Source organism: Nocardia sp. NPDC057353, assembly GCF_042667085.1.
GTDB lineage: Bacteria > Actinomycetota > Actinomycetes > Mycobacteriales > Mycobacteriaceae > Nocardia.
The window spans coordinates 23,870-39,141 of the sequence record NZ_JBHVAK010000038.1 but is presented as its reverse complement, the minus strand read 5'-3'; the positions used below and the strand labels follow the sequence as shown (position 1 = coordinate 39,141).

At 69.1% G+C, this 15,272-nt stretch carries 15 protein-coding genes; 10 read left to right on the top strand and 5 right to left on the bottom strand.

Annotated features, from left to right (window positions below):
• The first annotated feature begins 65 nt into the window (after positions 1–65).
• The 6 genes from argF to ACFUUZ_RS20210 all read left to right on the top strand — a co-directional run bounded on the left by argF (position 66) and on the right by ACFUUZ_RS20210 (position 3,922).
• Complete coding sequence (gene argF / locus ACFUUZ_RS20235) at positions 66–1,046, top strand: ornithine carbamoyltransferase (protein ID WP_378698397.1); 981 nt, start codon at positions 66–68, stop codon at positions 1,044–1,046.
• Positions 1,043–1,555 (top strand): arginine repressor, encoded by a 513-nt coding sequence (locus ACFUUZ_RS20230; RefSeq protein WP_378698351.1) that lies wholly within the window; start codon positions 1,043–1,045, stop codon positions 1,553–1,555. The genes argF and ACFUUZ_RS20230 overlap by 4 nt, the downstream gene beginning before the upstream one ends.
• Before the next feature lie 68 nt (positions 1,556–1,623).
• Positions 1,624–1,923, top strand: a complete 300-nt coding sequence (locus tag ACFUUZ_RS20225; RefSeq protein ID WP_378698349.1) for a hypothetical protein — start codon at positions 1,624–1,626, stop codon at positions 1,921–1,923.
• Positions 1,924–1,994: 71 nt separating this feature from the next.
• Positions 1,995–3,119 carry a DUF6973 domain-containing protein gene (locus ACFUUZ_RS20220; RefSeq protein WP_378698347.1) on the top strand — a complete coding sequence of 375 codons (1,125 nt, stop codon included), beginning with the start codon at positions 1,995–1,997 and terminating at the stop codon, positions 3,117–3,119.
• A 190-nt stretch (positions 3,120–3,309) separates the two neighbouring features.
• Positions 3,310–3,642 (top strand): hypothetical protein, encoded by a 333-nt coding sequence (locus tag ACFUUZ_RS20215; RefSeq protein ID WP_378698345.1) that lies wholly within the window; start codon positions 3,310–3,312, stop codon positions 3,640–3,642.
• Positions 3,643–3,694: 52 nt separating this feature from the next.
• Positions 3,695–3,922, top strand: a complete 228-nt coding sequence (locus tag ACFUUZ_RS20210) for a CopG family transcriptional regulator (protein WP_378698343.1) — start codon at positions 3,695–3,697, stop codon at positions 3,920–3,922.
• 296 nt (positions 3,923–4,218) lie between these two features.
• Here ACFUUZ_RS20210 and ACFUUZ_RS20205 read toward each other — a convergent pair whose 3' ends face one another.
• The 5 genes from ACFUUZ_RS20205 to ACFUUZ_RS20185 all read right to left on the bottom strand — a co-directional run bounded on the left by ACFUUZ_RS20205 (position 4,219) and on the right by ACFUUZ_RS20185 (position 12,260).
• Positions 4,219–5,445: a TIGR02679 family protein gene (locus ACFUUZ_RS20205; protein ID WP_378698342.1), complete on the bottom strand. Its 1,227-nt coding sequence runs from the start codon at positions 5,443–5,445 to the stop codon at positions 4,219–4,221.
• Positions 5,445–6,011 (bottom strand): SbcC/MukB-like Walker B domain-containing protein, encoded by a 567-nt coding sequence (locus ACFUUZ_RS20200; RefSeq protein WP_378698395.1) that lies wholly within the window; start codon positions 6,009–6,011, stop codon positions 5,445–5,447. The genes ACFUUZ_RS20205 and ACFUUZ_RS20200 overlap by 1 nt, the downstream gene beginning before the upstream one ends.
• A gap of 2,624 nt (positions 6,012–8,635) precedes the next feature.
• A complete protein-coding gene (locus tag ACFUUZ_RS20195) occupies positions 8,636–9,565 on the bottom strand; it encodes a hypothetical protein (RefSeq protein WP_378698340.1) in 930 nt (309 codons plus the stop codon).
• The gene (locus ACFUUZ_RS20190; RefSeq protein ID WP_378698339.1) at positions 9,562–10,731 is read right to left on the bottom strand and encodes a TIGR02678 family protein; all 1,170 of its coding nucleotides are present in this window, start codon (positions 10,729–10,731) and stop codon (positions 9,562–9,564) included. Before ACFUUZ_RS20190 ends, ACFUUZ_RS20195 begins: the two co-directional genes overlap by 4 nt.
• Positions 10,728–12,260, bottom strand: a complete 1,533-nt coding sequence (locus ACFUUZ_RS20185; protein WP_378698337.1) for a TIGR02677 family protein — start codon at positions 12,258–12,260, stop codon at positions 10,728–10,730. Before ACFUUZ_RS20185 ends, ACFUUZ_RS20190 begins: the two co-directional genes overlap by 4 nt.
• Before the next feature lie 213 nt (positions 12,261–12,473).
• Between ACFUUZ_RS20185 and ACFUUZ_RS20180 the strand changes: the two genes are divergently transcribed.
• From ACFUUZ_RS20180 to ACFUUZ_RS20165, 4 genes are all read left to right on the top strand, one after another.
• Positions 12,474–13,268, top strand: coding sequence for a hypothetical protein (locus ACFUUZ_RS20180; RefSeq protein ID WP_378698335.1), 795 nt, complete (start codon positions 12,474–12,476; stop codon positions 13,266–13,268).
• On the top strand, positions 13,258–13,569 hold the full coding sequence (locus tag ACFUUZ_RS20175; protein WP_378698333.1) for a hypothetical protein: 312 nt from the start codon (positions 13,258–13,260) through the stop codon (positions 13,567–13,569). The genes ACFUUZ_RS20180 and ACFUUZ_RS20175 overlap by 11 nt, the downstream gene beginning before the upstream one ends.
• Positions 13,566–14,507, top strand: coding sequence for a WXG100 family type VII secretion target (locus ACFUUZ_RS20170; RefSeq protein ID WP_378698331.1), 942 nt, complete (start codon positions 13,566–13,568; stop codon positions 14,505–14,507). The genes ACFUUZ_RS20175 and ACFUUZ_RS20170 overlap by 4 nt, the downstream gene beginning before the upstream one ends.
• A 98-nt stretch (positions 14,508–14,605) precedes the next feature.
• A complete protein-coding gene (locus ACFUUZ_RS20165) occupies positions 14,606–15,070 on the top strand; it encodes a hypothetical protein (RefSeq protein WP_378698329.1) in 465 nt (154 codons plus the stop codon).
• The last annotated feature ends 202 nt before the right edge of the window (positions 15,071–15,272 follow it).

Genomic DNA, 15,272 nt, shown 5'->3' with positions numbered 1-15,272 from the left:
GCGGGTCGGTGACGCCGATCGGCGCCGCCGCCTCGGCTGCCGGCATCGCTTCCGCGGCGGGGAGCATGTCGGCCGCAGGCTCCGCGACCGAGGCAGGTGCCGTGCCTGCCGCCGGTCTCCGCCACTTCCTCCGCGACGACGACCTCACCCCTGCCGAGCAGGCCGAGATCCTCACGCTGGCAGCGAACCTCAAGACCGCGCCGTTCTCCCGCAGGCCGCTCGATGGCCCGCGCGGCGTCGGCGTGATCTTCGAGAAGAACTCCACCCGCACGCGGTTCTCCTTCGAGGTCGGCATCGCCCAGCTCGGCGGCCACGCCGTCGTGGTCGACGGCCGCGACACCCAACTCGGCCGCGAAGAGACCCTCGCCGACACCGGCCGCGTCCTCTCCCGCTACGTCGACGCCGTCGTCTGGCGCACCTTCGCCCAGGCCCGCCTCGAGCAGATGGCCGCCGCGGCGAGCGTCCCGATCGTCAACGCCCTCTCCGACGAATTCCACCCCTGCCAGGTCCTCGCCGACCTGCTCACCCTGCGCGAACGGTTCGGCACGCTCTCCGGCCGCACCCTCGCCTACTTCGGCGACGGCGCCAACAACATGGCGCACTCCCTGCTCCTCGGTGGCGTGACGGCCGGGCTGAACGTGGTGATCGCCGCCCCCACCGGCTTCGTCCCGGCGCCCGAGGTGGTCGCCGCGGCGACGAAGCGCGCCGCCGAGACCGGCGCGAGCGTGCTCGTCACCGACGACCCGATCGCCGCCGCCACCGGCGCCGACGTCCTGGTCACCGACACCTGGACCAGCATGGGCCAGGAGAACGACGGCCTCGACCGCATCGGCCCCTTCCGCCCCTTCCAGATCAACGCCGCCCTGCTCGCGCTGGCTGCTCCCGAAGCCGTTGTCCTGCACTGCCTCCCCGCCCACCGCGGCGAGGAGATCACCGACGAGGTCCTCGACGGCCCGCACAGCGCCGTCTGGGACGAGGCCGAGAACCGCCTGCACGCCCAGAAGGCGCTCCTCGTCTGGCTCCTGGAGAAACAGGCCCGACAGTGAGCGTTCCCCGAAGCCAGTCCGGCCGGGGCCCCGCCATCGCGCGGACCCGGGCCGGACGGCAATCCCGCATCATCGAACTCCTCGCCGCCAATCCCGTCCGCAGCCAGGGCGAACTCGCCGCCCTGCTCGCCGCCGAGGGCATCGAGACCACCCAGGCGACGCTCTCCCGCGACCTCGACGAGCTCGGCGCCGTGAAGCTCCGCGCCGCCGACGGGGGAGCGGGCGTCTACGTCGTCCCCGAGGACGGCAGCCCCGTCCGCGGCGTCACCGGCGGCACCGACCGCCTCTCCAAACTCCTCGGCGACCTGCTCGTCTCCACCGACGCCAGCGGGAATCTAGCGGTCCTCCGCACCCCGCCTGGCGCCGCGCACTATCTCGCGAGCGCGCTGGATCGCGCGGCGCTGCCGTGGATCGTGGGGACGATCGCCGGGGACGACACGATCGCGGTCATCGCCCGGGAGCCGCTTACCGGGGCCGAGCTGGCGGCAAAGATCGAAGAGCTGGCCTGATCGCCACCGGCTGAGCTGCTCGCAATGCGCAGGTACGATCTGACAGCGATAGAACAAGGGGGGCGTAAATGAGCGATCTGGTACTAGATCCGGGCCGAGCCCGGGAATTGGCCGATTCCGTACGCAGAATCGGCGACAGTATTCGTGAGCTGAATCCGCTGGCCGACGGCGTCGAGGCAGAGCCGACTCTACAGTCGGCCGAAATAGGCCGAGTCGTCGATGCGACTGCGACCGCATTGGAAAAGGTGATCACCTACCATGCGGATCGCTTGCTCGAATTTTCTGACCTCACCAACCGTGCCGTCGACAACTTCCTGCAGCAAGAGGCCGCCGGTGCGGCCGGGATCGATGGGACAGTGCCGCGGTGAGTGGGGGAGGATACGTCGACGCGATTACTGTCCCGGCGGTTCTGGGCTGGGATCCACGTCCCGCCCTTCGCGTGGCCGACAAACTCAAAGAGAAAGCGCAAGAGCTCGATGCGCTGACGCACAGTGCCGCTGTGGCCATCGACAACTCGTACGACTTCTGGACGGGCGCCGCCGGCGACGCCGCACGCATCCGCGCTGCCCAGGATCGGGACAACGCACGCCGATCGAAGGAAGTGATGGTCGGCGTCCAACAGGAGATCTACAAGCAGATCGCCTCCCTGATCGGTTACATCGATGTCATCAGAGAGAAGAAGGCCGAGGCGGAGGAGTCCGAGTACGACCTCTTTGTTCGTGACGACGGCGGTGTGGATTCCCGCATGTCCAACCTCGAAGTTCTGGCTTCTTTCGGCCCCGCCGGTCTGACGGAGAAGGAGGGCTACGAACAATTCCTGACCTTGACGATCAGATCGGCTCTGCGGCGAATTCAAGAGACGGACGAGGAGGGGGCCGAAGCCATCAGGCGCTGGCTGGAAGAACTGGCCGACGATGTCCAGCGAGGAGCGACCGCTCAACCGGTCGACCCAGAACTCGCCCGAATCCTCGCCGAGTATCAGGTCTCGCCGTCCGACGACGGGGCGCAACTGTGGCCCTCCGGCACGCTGCTCGACAGCATTCGGACACTCGATCCGTCGTTCCAGCCGACGCTGATGACTCCCGAGGAGGCGTCCCTGCTGGGTCTGATAGCAGCGCAACCGGACGGTGCCAAGGAAATCTACGATTTCTTCGACATCAGATCGCAGGCCGAAGAGGCGGCACGATCGGCATACCCGGACCCGACGGCGGAAGCAGACGGCCACGGTGACGCCTACCGCCACATGTATTGGAACGCGCTCATGACGCAACGCTACGGCGAGGAATGGACAGCCCAGTTCGCCTCGTCGCATGAAGGGGTCGGTGGTAACGCTCCCGCTCGAGAAGCCATGGACCTCTACAACAATCAGCTCGGCCGACAGGTTGCCACGGAGAATCCCGATGCGTCTCCGGAGGAACTCGGGAGACTCGTCCAGCAGAAGATCGACAGCGGTGAGGCGATCGTCGTCAACGGTGATCGGCAGATCGAATGGAGCAACCGGGTGGGTGTCGGACAGACTGAATCGCCTTCCCCCGTCGACATTCCTCTCCCGGGAGCGAATTGAGATGCGGAAGCTTGTCACGACAGGGATCGCGGTGACCGTAACAGTGCTGTCGGTGGCCTGTGGAAGCAGCGACCCCGCTCCCGTGTGCAGCGGGAGCTTCGCTGTGGATTCGCCCGCGGAGCCCCTGGGGTCTTCGGTGGCTCTGGAACGGACCGTTCGGGAACTCTCGTCCATGAGTGGGCCGGTATCGATGGCCGAAGTGACCGCCGCCGCCGGTTGGAATGCAGATTGGGATCGGATGATCGCTGTCTACGGCGGTTCCGATCCGGAACGAATCAATCGAGCAGCCGAGCTTTCCGGTTACTGCTGGTCGGGGATCCCTGGGTTCGATCGGACCGAGCGACAGCTTCCGGTCTTCTACGTCTTCATTGTGGGAAACACGGCAGTGCAGTCGGTGCGGAGTCACCGGTACGACCAGCTGTTCGACCTGGACTCGGATACTCGGATCCTGCGGCCCGAGTCGATGCTCGAGCCGGTGCCACCGAAGCCGTCGATTCCCGGATCGTTACGAGTGGTGCCTTGATATTGCGGCCTGTCGGCACGGCCCAGCCGCAGACGATCGGGCGCCAAGAGTGATGGTCGATGAGTCGGATCTCGCCCCGATGAAACTCGCCGCAGCCCGCGAGGGCCGGCCGGAGTCCGAGTACTTCCGCGAGGCCTTTCACCTGGCCGCGGTCCGCACTCGCAGGTGGGATGACGCCTGGGACGTTCCGGTTCTCGACTATGGGCACGCGGTAACCACGGAGGAAGTCGACAGCGCCGTGCGTGACGGGATCACCGATTCCGGCTCCGACGCCGGATGATCGTCGTCGGGGACACCTCAGGTCTGGTCGCTGCCTGCAACACCTCCGATCCGGGGCATTCCAACCGCGCGCATGGCGCTACAGCAAGCTGCACGGACAGTCGTCTCGCCGCTCGTGATGGCCGAGCTGGACCTCGCCGACGCGGTCAACGTCTCCGTGGCGGAGCGATATGAGACGGCGGACGTGCGCTGACACTCGCCCGTCGCGATTGTCGTGCGATCACCCCGATTTCAACCATTCCGCCGTTCGCCTGTTGCCCGACGATCTCTGACGGTCGGCGAACCGAAGGTCGAGGATCATCGAAGGTCCATGAGCAGCACATTTAGCAGGGACTCCTCGTGCACGACGAGCCCGGTGCGGTGCATGATCGGTGCGAGTTCGGGATCCCATGGAGTCGGTGCCTGCTGACCGGTGAGCGGGAGCCGATGCACGCCGGAGTCGATGGCGGCGAGGTAGTCGTCGGCGGACATCCGCCACGGCTCGGCGCCGATGGCATGCAGCCGGGCGGCGATGCCGATGCCGGGCCAGTCGAAGTCGCCGTGGTAACGGATGCGGACACGTTCGGCGAGCGCGATGCCGGCAGCGGACGGATTGCCGCTGAAGCAGACGAGCGGCGACGGTACTGCGCTCTCTGCCGCGCGCTGGAGAACCTGCGGGTTCTCGCACGCGGCGACGGCGACATCCGGGGCGGTCAGCGGGATGGGGTAGGCGGAGAGTTCAGCGAGTGTGAGGTGGGTGACCAGGCCCAGCTCGGTACGGGTGCGGAGCATCACCGACCACTGATCGCGCCCGGGCGGGCGCAGCCCCCAGGTGAGGACGGTGCCGGAGACCGCGTCGACGGTGATGCCCGCGAGCTGCCACAGCGTGCTGCGGTCGCGGGGGGTGAGCGGGTCGGGCCGGTCGAAGGCCAGGCTCAGAGCGCGGATCGCCAAGCGGCCTGCGAGCCGGTCGCTGTCCAGCGCGTGTGCGTCACCGGCCACGTCGGTGGCCAGCTGGCCGAGCATCCGAGGCGGCTGCCGCTGGTCCAGCGCGAGCGCCACAGCGTTCGCGGCGGTAGCGAATTCGGCGTGCTCGGGAGCGGCGGCGCGCAGCAGCAGACCGGTGCTGCGCAGCCACTGCTTCCACGCCTCGGCCCAGGGCGCCGCCGCCAGGCCGGTGTCCTCGAGCACCCGCTCGACCTCGGTCCACAGCGCGCTCACGGTGTCCCGGCGAGCCAGCCGCTCCGAGGGGCGATCGCGCAGCGGGCCGCCGGTCAGCTCGGCGAGCACGGTGACCAGCCCGGTACCGGCGGCGCTGTGCCGCAGCGCCGCGTCGAGTTCGGAGATCGACACGGTGCGCCTGCCGGGGGCCACCCGGCGCCCGAGCAGACCTGAAATTCGCTCCGCCGCGTCGGAATCGAGATCCGCCCGGACCGTGCCGGTGATGGCGTGACCGGTGCGTTCCAGCCGTTCGCGCAGTTTCGCCCAGAATTCGTCCAGGCTCGGTGCGGCGAGGAATTCGCGAGCACGCGGCGGGAGGGCCATCAGCGGCTCACCGTGGCGAGGAAGTGTTTGTTGCGTCCGTCCCAGTGGATGTGGGTGGGGACGACGCAGCTGTCGCCCATCCGGCGGATCTCGTAGATGTCCAGCGCGGGCACCTCGGGGACGGTACCCCACAGCGCGTGGCCGGTCATCACGAAGTCGATGTCCAACCGGACCAGCAGCCCCATGAGCTCGCCGATCGCCCGCTCGTCGACCTTGGCGAAGGCGTCGTCGAGCAGGACGAGGCGCAGTGCGCCCGCGGCATCGGGGAGCCCCGAGAGGTAGCCGTCGGCGGCTGCGAAGAGCGTCACGTACGAGACGAAGCGGGTCTCGCCCTGGGAGATCTTGGCGCGCCGCGAGATCTTCCTGGTCTGCCCCTGCTCCGGGCCGAGGATGGTGACCTCGACCGCGTGCCAGGAGCGGTAGTCGAGTGCTTCCCGCAGGTGGGCGGCGTACCCGGCGGCGGCGTCGGCGGCGTGCAGCCGCTCCACCCGCGCCCGGACCAGCGCGACCAGCTCCTCGCTGTCGTCGTCCGGACGCAGTTCGTCAGCCTTGCCGACGAGCTCCATGAGCCTGCGCAGCTCGGGGTCGGCGTCGTTCAGTTCCCAGCGGAGCCGCACGCCGATGTTGTGACTGGTCCTGGTGTGGACCAGGCTGGCATTCATCGCGTCGACGAGCTGCCCGGCCTGCAGCACGCGGCGGCGCAGCTCGTCGGTGACATTGCCGAGGATGAACTCGGTGAAGACCTCGCGTTCCCGCTCGGTCAGCGCGGTCCGGCCGCGCTCGACCTTGTCGGTGAGGTGCGCCAATACCGCGGGGAGGTCGTGGTGGTGCTCGGCGCCCTCGATGTGCACCAGGATCACGCCGGGCCCGTCGATCTGCGAGATGTCGAGCTGACCCGAGGTGTCGGCGCCGAAGCGGGCGAGTGCGTTTCCCAATTGCGCGTCGGTCGTCGCCTTGTGACCGCTCAGGCGGGCGATGATCGCGTCCGCGGTGTCGACGCAGGCCGCCGCGTCCTGCAGGTCGGGAATCGGGGCGAGCGCGGTATCGGTCGCGGCGGCGGTCAGTCCGGGGAGCCGCAGCCGCGCGTCGAGGAGTTCGGCCGCCCGGCGCAGCGCCGCGGCGCCGTCGCGCACGGCCACCTCGGCGAGGCGGTGGTCGGAGGTGGCCTGGACCTTCCTGTTGCGCGACTCGTCGCGGCGGGCGGTCGCCGCGCCGAGCTTGACTCGCGTGCGCCCGAGTTCACCTTCGCTGTTCGCAATCTCGGCGTTCAGCTGCTGCAGCGGGAGCTCGAGCGCTTCCCGGCGCGCCTCCAGCTTGACGGCTTCGCGTTGCCACAGGTCGCGCCCGTGGGCCGCGGTCGCCTCGTCCTCCGCCCGCTGGGTGCGGCTGTCGAGGAGCCGCTGGTAGGCGCTGCCCGCCGCGGTACGTTGCCGTTCGGCGTCCCGGCAGCTCCGCTCCAGCGCGGCGCAGGCGGCGCGAGCGGTCTCGCACCCATCGCGCGACCGGAGGAGGTCGTCGAGCTCGGCGGGGAGACCGAATCCCTCGCACAGCGCGCGGTGTTCGCGCTCGGCCGCGCTCCATGCCGCACGGTGCGCGGTGGCGTCCGCCCTGGCGGTGACCGCTTCGGCGCGCAGCCGGCTCGCGTGGCCTTCCTGCGTTCGCGCGTGCTGCCTGGCGGCCACCAGTTTCTGCGAGCGCGGTGCGTTGCGTACCAGGCTGTCCAGCTCATCGCGGCGGCCACGCAGCTCCAGCTCTTCGGTCTCGAGTTCCTCGATCGCGGCGGCGATCTCATCCAGCTCGCGCTCGATCTCGAGCAGTTCGGCGCGGCGCGCCGCGGCTCTGGCGGTGGCACCGATGTGGCGTGCAGCGGGCGGGTGGTGCCTGCCGCTGAGCATGCCGTTGCGCCAGCTGCCATTCCCGGCGATGGCGGTCACCGCGTCCGGATCCCGCCACCCGACCGCGGCCAGAATCTGCTCGACCGCGGTGGTCGCCTCCGGTGCGGCGGGATCGGGCCGCAGTACCAGGGAGAGCGGTGTGGTGGCGGCCTGCCGGCCCGCGCGCAGCAGGACTTCGCCGTCGTCGGCATGCAGTTCGCCCTCGGTGGTGCAGTAGGCGGTCAGCAGCCCGGCGGCGAGCAGCGCGCCCTCGATTCCCGCGCGCTCGGATTCGTCCGTTTCGTCGCGGAAATCGATAGCCCGCCAGAGCGGAATGCCGCGGCCGGTGGATTGCCACGGCGCCGCCGGTGGTTCGGGGTCCTCGGCGGCCAGCAGCCGCACTCGCCGCTCCCGCAGCGTCCGCATGCCGACGCGGTGCCGCTCGACCTGGAGCGTGATCGCGGCCGAGCGCCCGACGAGCTCGTCCCTGACCGGCTGCGCGAACTCGGCCGCCAGAGTGTCCAGCGCGGTGAGCTGCGCATCGTCGGCATCGCCGCAGAGCGCCTCGGGATCGGCGAGTAGCGCGGCGAGGACGGGGTGCGCGCGGTCCACCTTCGGCAGCAACCGGGTGGTGCCCGGTGCGGCGAGCCAGTCGCGCCAGCCGCGGTTGATCTCGACGGCGAGCTGATCCCTGGCCGTGGCGTCGGCCTCAGCCCGCGCCGCCGCCTGGTCGGCGCTGTCCTCCCGGTCCGCGGCGACATCCTCCAGACCTCGGATCCGGCGGTGCTCGTCGTCGAGCCGCCGTGCCTCCCGCACCCGCCTGTCGGCCTTGTCCCGCCGGTCGGCGGCCGCCCGGTGCGACGCCTCCGCACCCGCCCGCGTCTCGGTGAGATCGCCGGGGACGAGCGTGCATACCGCCGCCCGCGGGCGGGTGATCGGGATCGGCGCCTGGTCGAGGGAGTCCATGACGGCGTCGATGGTCTGCTCCTCGCCGGTGGATTCCACCCCGATCGAGCCGGGCAACCTGCCGTGCGGGAGATCGGCGGCGGTGAGCGCGGCCATCGCCTCCCGCAGTGCCGCGCCCGCGTCGGCTGCGGCCTCGCGCAACCCCGTCGCGGCGTCGGCGTACCGCTGCGCGGCGGCCTCCTCGGCCTTCCGCGAACGCCGCGCGGTGCCGAGGCCCTGCTCCGCCCCGTTACGCAGCGCGGCCACCGTCGACTCGTACTGCTCCAGGTCTTTCAGGTCGTCGAAGAGCGGACGTTCACGCAGCGCGGTGATGGCGTCCTGCAACTCGGCCTCGGTCGCGGTCAGCTCGGTCACCTCGATGTCGGCGGCGCTCTCGGCCGCCTCGAATCCATCGCGCGTACCGGCGAGTTCATCGCGGGTACGCCGGGCTTCGATGAGGCCGGTGGCCGCCGTCCGCAGCGCTGCGGCGCTCTGGGTGAGCACGCCGGCGGCATACCCGCGGTATAGACCGCGTGGAAGCGCCTGACCTGCTCCAGGGTTCCGGCCAGCTGCTCCTGCGCCAGCCGGGTGGCGGTCAGCCCGTCCAGCCTTTCGCCCGCCGCTTCCAGGGTCCGCTCGTTCAGCGGTGGCAGCGCGTCGGAGAGGATCTGCGGGAGCTTGCCCTCGTCGATCCGGTTGCCGACATCGGGGGAGCGCAGCGTGTGCAGCAGTTGGATCAGCCCGGTGAACCGGTCCCGGTCACCGTCGCCGCGCAGCCCGAACACCCGGGCGCGGACGTGCTCCCGATGCTGCTCGGCGTCGGTCAGCGCGTCGGCGCCGATCAGGTCGCGCAGCCGTTCCCTGGAGAGCACCTGCCGGTCGTCGAGCAGCGGCAGCTCCGCGCCGACCCGTTTGCCGGTGACGAAGAACTGCACCTCCGAGCGGTGTGCCGATGCGCTGTACCTGATGTGCGCGCCGAGCGTGAGATAGCCGTCGGGGCGCGCGAGCTCGAGCCACAGGTACCCGATCCGATTGGTCTGGCCGCGGGCGCCGGTGCGCATCAGTTCGTCGAGGCTGACCTTCTGTGAGCCGGTCGCGTCCATCCGCCGCCGGTCCGCGTCGAACAGGAACGGCAGCAGCATCTCCAGTGCCCGCGACTTCCCGGAGCCGTTCGCGCCGCGCAGGATGAGCCTGCCACCGGAGATGGCGAACTCGGTGTCCAGGTAGTGCCAGACATTGACGACGCCCGCGCGGACGAGCCGCCAGCGCTCCTCGAAGTGTTTGACCGGAGTGGCGTTCACGGCGATTTCTCCCCCTGCACCTCGAGGGTGAGCTGCGTGGTCACGGTGATCCGCGGCCGATACCGATGGGCGGGCGGTAGCAGTCGTAGCCCGCCGTCGTGCCGTTCGGCGAGAGACAGCGACCGCAGCAGCTCGACGATATCCTCGCGGAGCCGGTCCGGAGCCGCGCCGTACTCGGCCTTCCAGATCCGCCGGTGCCGCTCGATCAGCGTGCCGAGCACGGTATCGACGAGATCGAACGGGAAGTACTCGCCGTCGCCCCGATCGGCGAGCTCGCCGATGAGCAGCAGCGCGGCCTGCTTGACGGTGCCGGGGCCGGGAAAGGCGATATCGCCCAGTGCGTCGGCCGGGTCGTAGGCCAGCGCGCCCTCGGCCCTGACCTCGAGGGTGAGGCCGAAGTTGTCGTTGAGCAGTCGGGCGAGCTCGTTCCGTTCCTTGGAGAGCACGCCGAGTTCTTCCTGGCTGAGGTGCTCACGCAGCACCGCAGGATTCTCCGTGAGCCTGCGCCGCAGCCGCTGGCGGGGCGCCCCGGCATCCGGGGCGAGCACATCGCCGGGGCGAACCGCCGGGCCGATCGAACGGACCAGGATGTGCGGCAGCAACGGCCTGCACACCGTCAGCAGCCCCTCGCCGTCCTGGCTGTCACCCCACTGCGCGACGGTGCCGTCGGTCTCGGTCAGCACACCCCATTCGATGAGCACCCCGAGCGCGGCCACCAGCCGCCTGCGCCCGGGCAGCCCGTCGGAGAGCGCGATCTGCTGTTCGGCGGCGTCGGCACGGATCTGGGCGACCAATTGCGAGATCAGGATCTGCTCCCCGACACCGGGGGCCAGCAGTGCCGCGCAGGCCAGCGCGACGAGCGTGTAGGTCGCGGCGTCCAGCGGCATCCCGCTGCGACGCGCGAGATTGCGCAGCGGGGCGTCGGCTTCCGGCGGTGACTTGGCCAGCCGCGCGAATCCCGGCTCGACGACGAGCTGGTAGCCGAGCTGGGTGCCGAACATCGTGCGCAGCGCTGCCGCGTGGCGCCGGATCAGCGCGAGCGAATCCGGGGCACGCGCCGCCGTCACGATCGGCGTCTCCAGCAGGACGCGGGCGGCCTCGCGCACCGCGGCCGCCTCGTACGACCGGGTGCCGAGCGACTGGGCCCGGCCGGTGTCGCCGGTCATCGGGCCACTCGCAGACCCGTGGCGCCGCCCGCCTCCGCCACCGGTCGGACGGAGAGCGTGTACCCGTCGACGGTCAACGTGCCGTCCGGGGATTCCACCCGGGTGTGCCCGCCCGCCACGGCCGCGACCACCAGCCCCAGGTCGTGGTCGACGAGGATGATGTCGTCCGGGAAATCCGTGCGCACCGCCAGCAGCCTGGCCAGCAGGTCGAGGAGGACCGTGCGGGCCGCCGCCGAGAGCCTCCCGCCGTCGAGATTCCCGCAGGCGAGCAGCTCCGCGGCGGCTTCGCGGTGCCGCTGCGCCTCGGCGCGGGCCGCGGCCTCGACGATCCTGCGATCGGCGCTGGAATCGGGGACCCGCGACACCCGGCCGCGCGACACCCGGTTTCCGCGCTCGCGCAGCGAGACCGGAACCTCGATGGGATTGGCGGCGCTCCACGATGTCGTGGGCGACACCCGCGGATCGGGTTCGTCCGGGCCGAGACCGAGATGCCTGGTCGGCCAGGCACCGAAGGCCGCCGCGAACAACCGACTCGCCTCGTCGTCCGCGGAGTGCTCGAGCCAGTTCGCCAGGCGCAGCAGGTCGGCGCGGCGCGAGTACCCGGTGCGGGACGAGTCGAGAATGCGCTTGGCATTGGCGATCAGCTGTCCGAGCGCCTGACCGGCGGCGTTGCGCAGCTGCCCCGGTCCCGAATCCGCCCCCGAATACCATTGGTGCAGCTGCGTCCAGTCCGTGCGCGATCGGCCCGCCGAGCGCTCGACCGCGACCTCATCGCCGAGGCTCAGCCCCGGCAGCGCATCGAGGACGGCAAGCAGCTCGTCGATCCGGGGCAGCACCCGGTCGAGCGCACGGGCGATCAGCGGAGCATGCCGGTTGACATCGGCATTGATCAGGTCGACGTAGTCCAGCAGCAGCTCTTTGAACCGGGAGTACTCGTCGCCGCCAAGGTCGAACCGGGAGAGCACGCCGGACAGGTAGGCATAGAAGTCGGTGACGCTCGCGGTGAACAGCCGCTGGTTGTTGAAGATCGTCGTCACGATGCCCGCCAGGCGCTCGTCCCGCTCCGCGCTCGCGGCGGTGTCCAGCAAGCCGGGGATCCCGGCGAGCGCATCCGCGATCCGGCCGAGCAGCTCGCGGGCGACCTCGCGCGCCCCATCGGCGGTGGCCATGATCTCCAGCGCGCTCCGGTGCACCCGGCCACCGAGAGTGGAGACCTGGTAGCGCGAGCGCGCCCGCAGGTACTCGGCCACCGTGCCGACCCGGGCGTCCCGCAGCGACGGAATCAGATTCCCCCAGCGGACGAGCTGTTTGCAGCGGACCTCCACGAGCTCGGCGGGCAGCGGGGTTCCCGTCGCAGCCAACTGCTCGGCCACCGCCGCCGCCGACATGTCGGCGAGTAGCGACGCCGTGAACAGCGACATGATCGCGAGGTAATCGCCGCGCTCCTCCGCAGCCAAGTAGCGGAACAGGTCGAGGTTCGCCACCCCGCCCGGTTCCGGCTCGGACTGCGAACCACCCCCGTCGCGCATGCCGACCACGATAGAGCCGGGCACCGACATCGTGTCGAGGTACGCGGAGTCATCCGACCGCGACCGGCTGATCGCGTTGACAAGACAAGATCGTGCACGGAAGGGTGAGAGGCGCTGTCACCGCTGATTCAGCGGTGGAAGTTCGGGAGGGAAAGGTTTCATCGGGGTGGATTCACGTACTGTTCGTCACCGTCCCGGCATCGCGGAGCACTGATGATGGCGACCCACGGATTTTTCAACCATTACGACGATCCCGACGAGTTCTGGGACGAGGAACCGATCGTCCGGCAGCCTGCGAAAGGCCCGCTGCCGCCACCGACCGATGTCTCGAGCGCGCCTGCCGCAGTCGACCGGCCGATGCCGGCAGAAGCCGGGCTGCCGACGCGAATCGACGATCGTGCCGATAATTCGCCTCGAATCGGGTCATCCTCGGTCGCCATGGAGCTCGACGCAGATTTTCTGCCGGTCCATATTCGGCTCGCACCCGAGTGGAGCCGTTCCGTCGCCCACCTGGAGGTCGGAGCGGAACTCGTCGCGGCCTACCGAGGCGCGGTGTCGGAGCGCCTCGACACGCTGCATGCCGCGCGTCGTATGCCCACCCCGCAGGAAATCTCGGCATCGGCGGTGCCCGACCACCGCACGCGCATGATGCTGTTGCTCGAGACCGAGACGTGGGAGCAGTACAGCGCGCTCACCAGCATCATGGTCGCCACCGGCCGATACGAGGCACATGGTCGTGCCGTGGCCGACGGGCGGTACGCGGTCACGATGTCCGCGCACGGCTGGTACCTGGAAACGATCGAGGTCCAGGCCGCCTGGGGAGCAAGCGCACATCCCGACCGGATCGTCGACGAACTGCTGTTCTGTGCCGACGGTATCCGGTCACAGCGAACCCGATACACGGTGCGCGGCGACTACTCCCGCCTCACCGACGCCGACCTCGAACATCATCTGCGTGATCACCGCCGACAACTCCTGGGGGGATTGGTGAACAACAATGACCGATGAGCTCAGGGTCTCATTGAACAAAATGAGATCCGCTGTCACGGAATGGAACGAAGCGGCCGCGGATCTCCAGTCGGGCGTGGACATGGCGTCGAAGCTGGAGATCACCGAGGGCGGGGCGGGGACCTTCGCGGCCGCCCTGGCCCAGTACCAGCCCACCCCCGGGTATTTCCGCGACCGTCTGCAGGAGGGGGCCACTGTGCTGCGGGATATCGCCACCGTGCTCAAGGAAGCGTGCGATCAGTACGAGGCCGAAGAGCTCAACAGTCAGGCCACGTTCCAGCGGCTACAGGGGGGCGCATGAGCCCCACGGACACGCTCGATGCCAAAGGCACGCTCGAGCGCCACATCATATTCATCCGCTCCAAGATGAGCGAGATCGATGACCTGCCCGCGAAGGTCGACACCTACGCCGGGCACGTAGTCAAGGCCATCAGAACTCAGGCGAACGTCGGATTTCTCGCGCTCAATGCGGTCTCGCTGGGCTTGGTCGGCTTCGCGGCCGAAGAACTGGTCGACAAAGTGTGGGAAGAGCGGGACAAGGTCAATGCCGCCGTCCGAGCGACGTCGGCGACCTTGAAGAAGATCGATCCCGATCTCGAGGTTCCGATCAACTTGATCACGGTCGCGAACGAATGGCGCAACTTCAAAGGGTTCATCCAGGCTGCCGATGCGCATTTCGACTACACAGCACTGGGTGCGGAGTGGCAGGGCAAGGCCGCTACCCGATACGTCGGAATGCGCGCGCAGCAGGCGAAGGCATTCGCGAACCTGCCTGGCGTCTGTGAGGAAATCGCGGAAAGCCTCGAAAATGTCGCGAGGGCTGAAATGGCACTCTACGGAGAGCTTGCGACAAAATCTCAGGAGCTCGTCGAGAAAGTCACCGAGATAGTGACGGACTTCACCAAGGCTGTGTTCAACTTGCCCTGGGGTCCCATCTCGTCACTCGCCGATCTCGCCACCGCGGCAGCGGCGATCAACACCTTCGTCACCGGTGTCGTCACGTCGATGGCAGACAGCGCGGTCGACAACATGATCGAAGGGAACCGGATCGCGCAGAACACGTCGATCCAGGTGGGGCTACCGAACAACCACTGGCCGCCCGCCGTCCAGAAGGAGGTTTATGCGCCGGACGGATCGACGCCGCTCGACGATCTGCGTGGCGCCATTGCCGACGGAACCACCCTGGACGGGGACAAGTCCGACTGGGAAATCGGCAATACGACGGTGGCCGCACCGTGATCCGACCTACTGTGCGCGTAGTTCTGATCGCGGTGCTCTTCCTTCTCCCGATATTCGGGTGCTCCTCGCCGCCGCCGCCGTCCGCGGTGCCGCCCCCGATGGCGAAGACAACGACGATGACGCGAGGCGAGGTGTGTTCCGCGTTGAAAGAGTTCTTCGCCGAAGAACTTCACGCACTCTCTGTCCGGACCAGTACATCGCCCGGAGACGAGTCCGAGGAAGTCTTCGTCAGCGGGATCTGCAAAGTCGAGCAGGGAAGCGAACCGGTCGGCCGGGTGGAGTTGCGGCACACCTCCGAAGACGTCGACCCGACCGAAGGTGTCCCGGGCTTCGAACCGAGCACCGTCGACGGCGTGCCCGTGTGGATTCGGGATCGCACCGCCCACCCGGACAACCCGTCCACTCAAGTGCGCTTCGCGACCCGCGTCGACCGATGGAATGTCCGTCTGTTCATCGAGAACGAGACCACGAACACCGCGACCGGGCCATTGCGCCTGACCGACGAGAACAAGCGGGAGGCCGCTCGATTCCTCGTCGACCTGGGTAGGCGGTTGTCTGGTTAGCTGAGCGGACAACCCCACGAACTGCAGCGAACACCCAGGTGCGCTGGTATTTGCTGACCGGTGAGCAACGGTCGGTGTGCACCGGAATCGATGGTGGCAAGGCAGTCCTCGGCGGATATGCGCCGCAACTGGGCGCCCGCAGGCAGCCGGGCGGCGATGCCGATGCGGGCCAGTCGAAGGCGCCGTGATAGCGGAGCCGGAC

Coding starts and splice junctions, on each gene's coding strand:
- ACFUUZ_RS20185 (WP_378698337.1), bottom strand. CDS start 12,260: ATGCGCGACGGGGGTGGTTCGCAGTCCGAGCCGGAACCGGGCGGGGTG.
- ACFUUZ_RS20165 (WP_378698329.1), top strand. CDS start 14,606: ATGGCGAAGACAACGACGATGACGCGAGGCGAGGTGTGTTCCGCGTTG.
- ACFUUZ_RS20170 (WP_378698331.1), top strand. CDS start 13,566: ATGAGCCCCACGGACACGCTCGATGCCAAAGGCACGCTCGAGCGCCAC.
- ACFUUZ_RS20215 (WP_378698345.1), top strand. CDS start 3,310: ATGGCCGAAGTGACCGCCGCCGCCGGTTGGAATGCAGATTGGGATCGG.
- ACFUUZ_RS20200 (WP_378698395.1), bottom strand. CDS start 6,011: ATGGAGCTCGTCGGCAAGGCTGACGAACTGCGTCCGGACGACGACAGC.
- argF (WP_378698397.1), top strand. CDS start 66: ATGTCGGCCGCAGGCTCCGCGACCGAGGCAGGTGCCGTGCCTGCCGCC.
- ACFUUZ_RS20175 (WP_378698333.1), top strand. CDS start 13,258: ATGACCGATGAGCTCAGGGTCTCATTGAACAAAATGAGATCCGCTGTC.
- ACFUUZ_RS20180 (WP_378698335.1), top strand. CDS start 12,474: ATGATGGCGACCCACGGATTTTTCAACCATTACGACGATCCCGACGAG.
- ACFUUZ_RS20210 (WP_378698343.1), top strand. CDS start 3,695: ATGGTCGATGAGTCGGATCTCGCCCCGATGAAACTCGCCGCAGCCCGC.
- ACFUUZ_RS20225 (WP_378698349.1), top strand. CDS start 1,624: ATGAGCGATCTGGTACTAGATCCGGGCCGAGCCCGGGAATTGGCCGAT.
- ACFUUZ_RS20205 (WP_378698342.1), bottom strand. CDS start 5,445: ATGGCCCTCCCGCCGCGTGCTCGCGAATTCCTCGCCGCACCGAGCCTG.
- ACFUUZ_RS20190 (WP_378698339.1), bottom strand. CDS start 10,731: ATGACCGGCGACACCGGCCGGGCCCAGTCGCTCGGCACCCGGTCGTAC.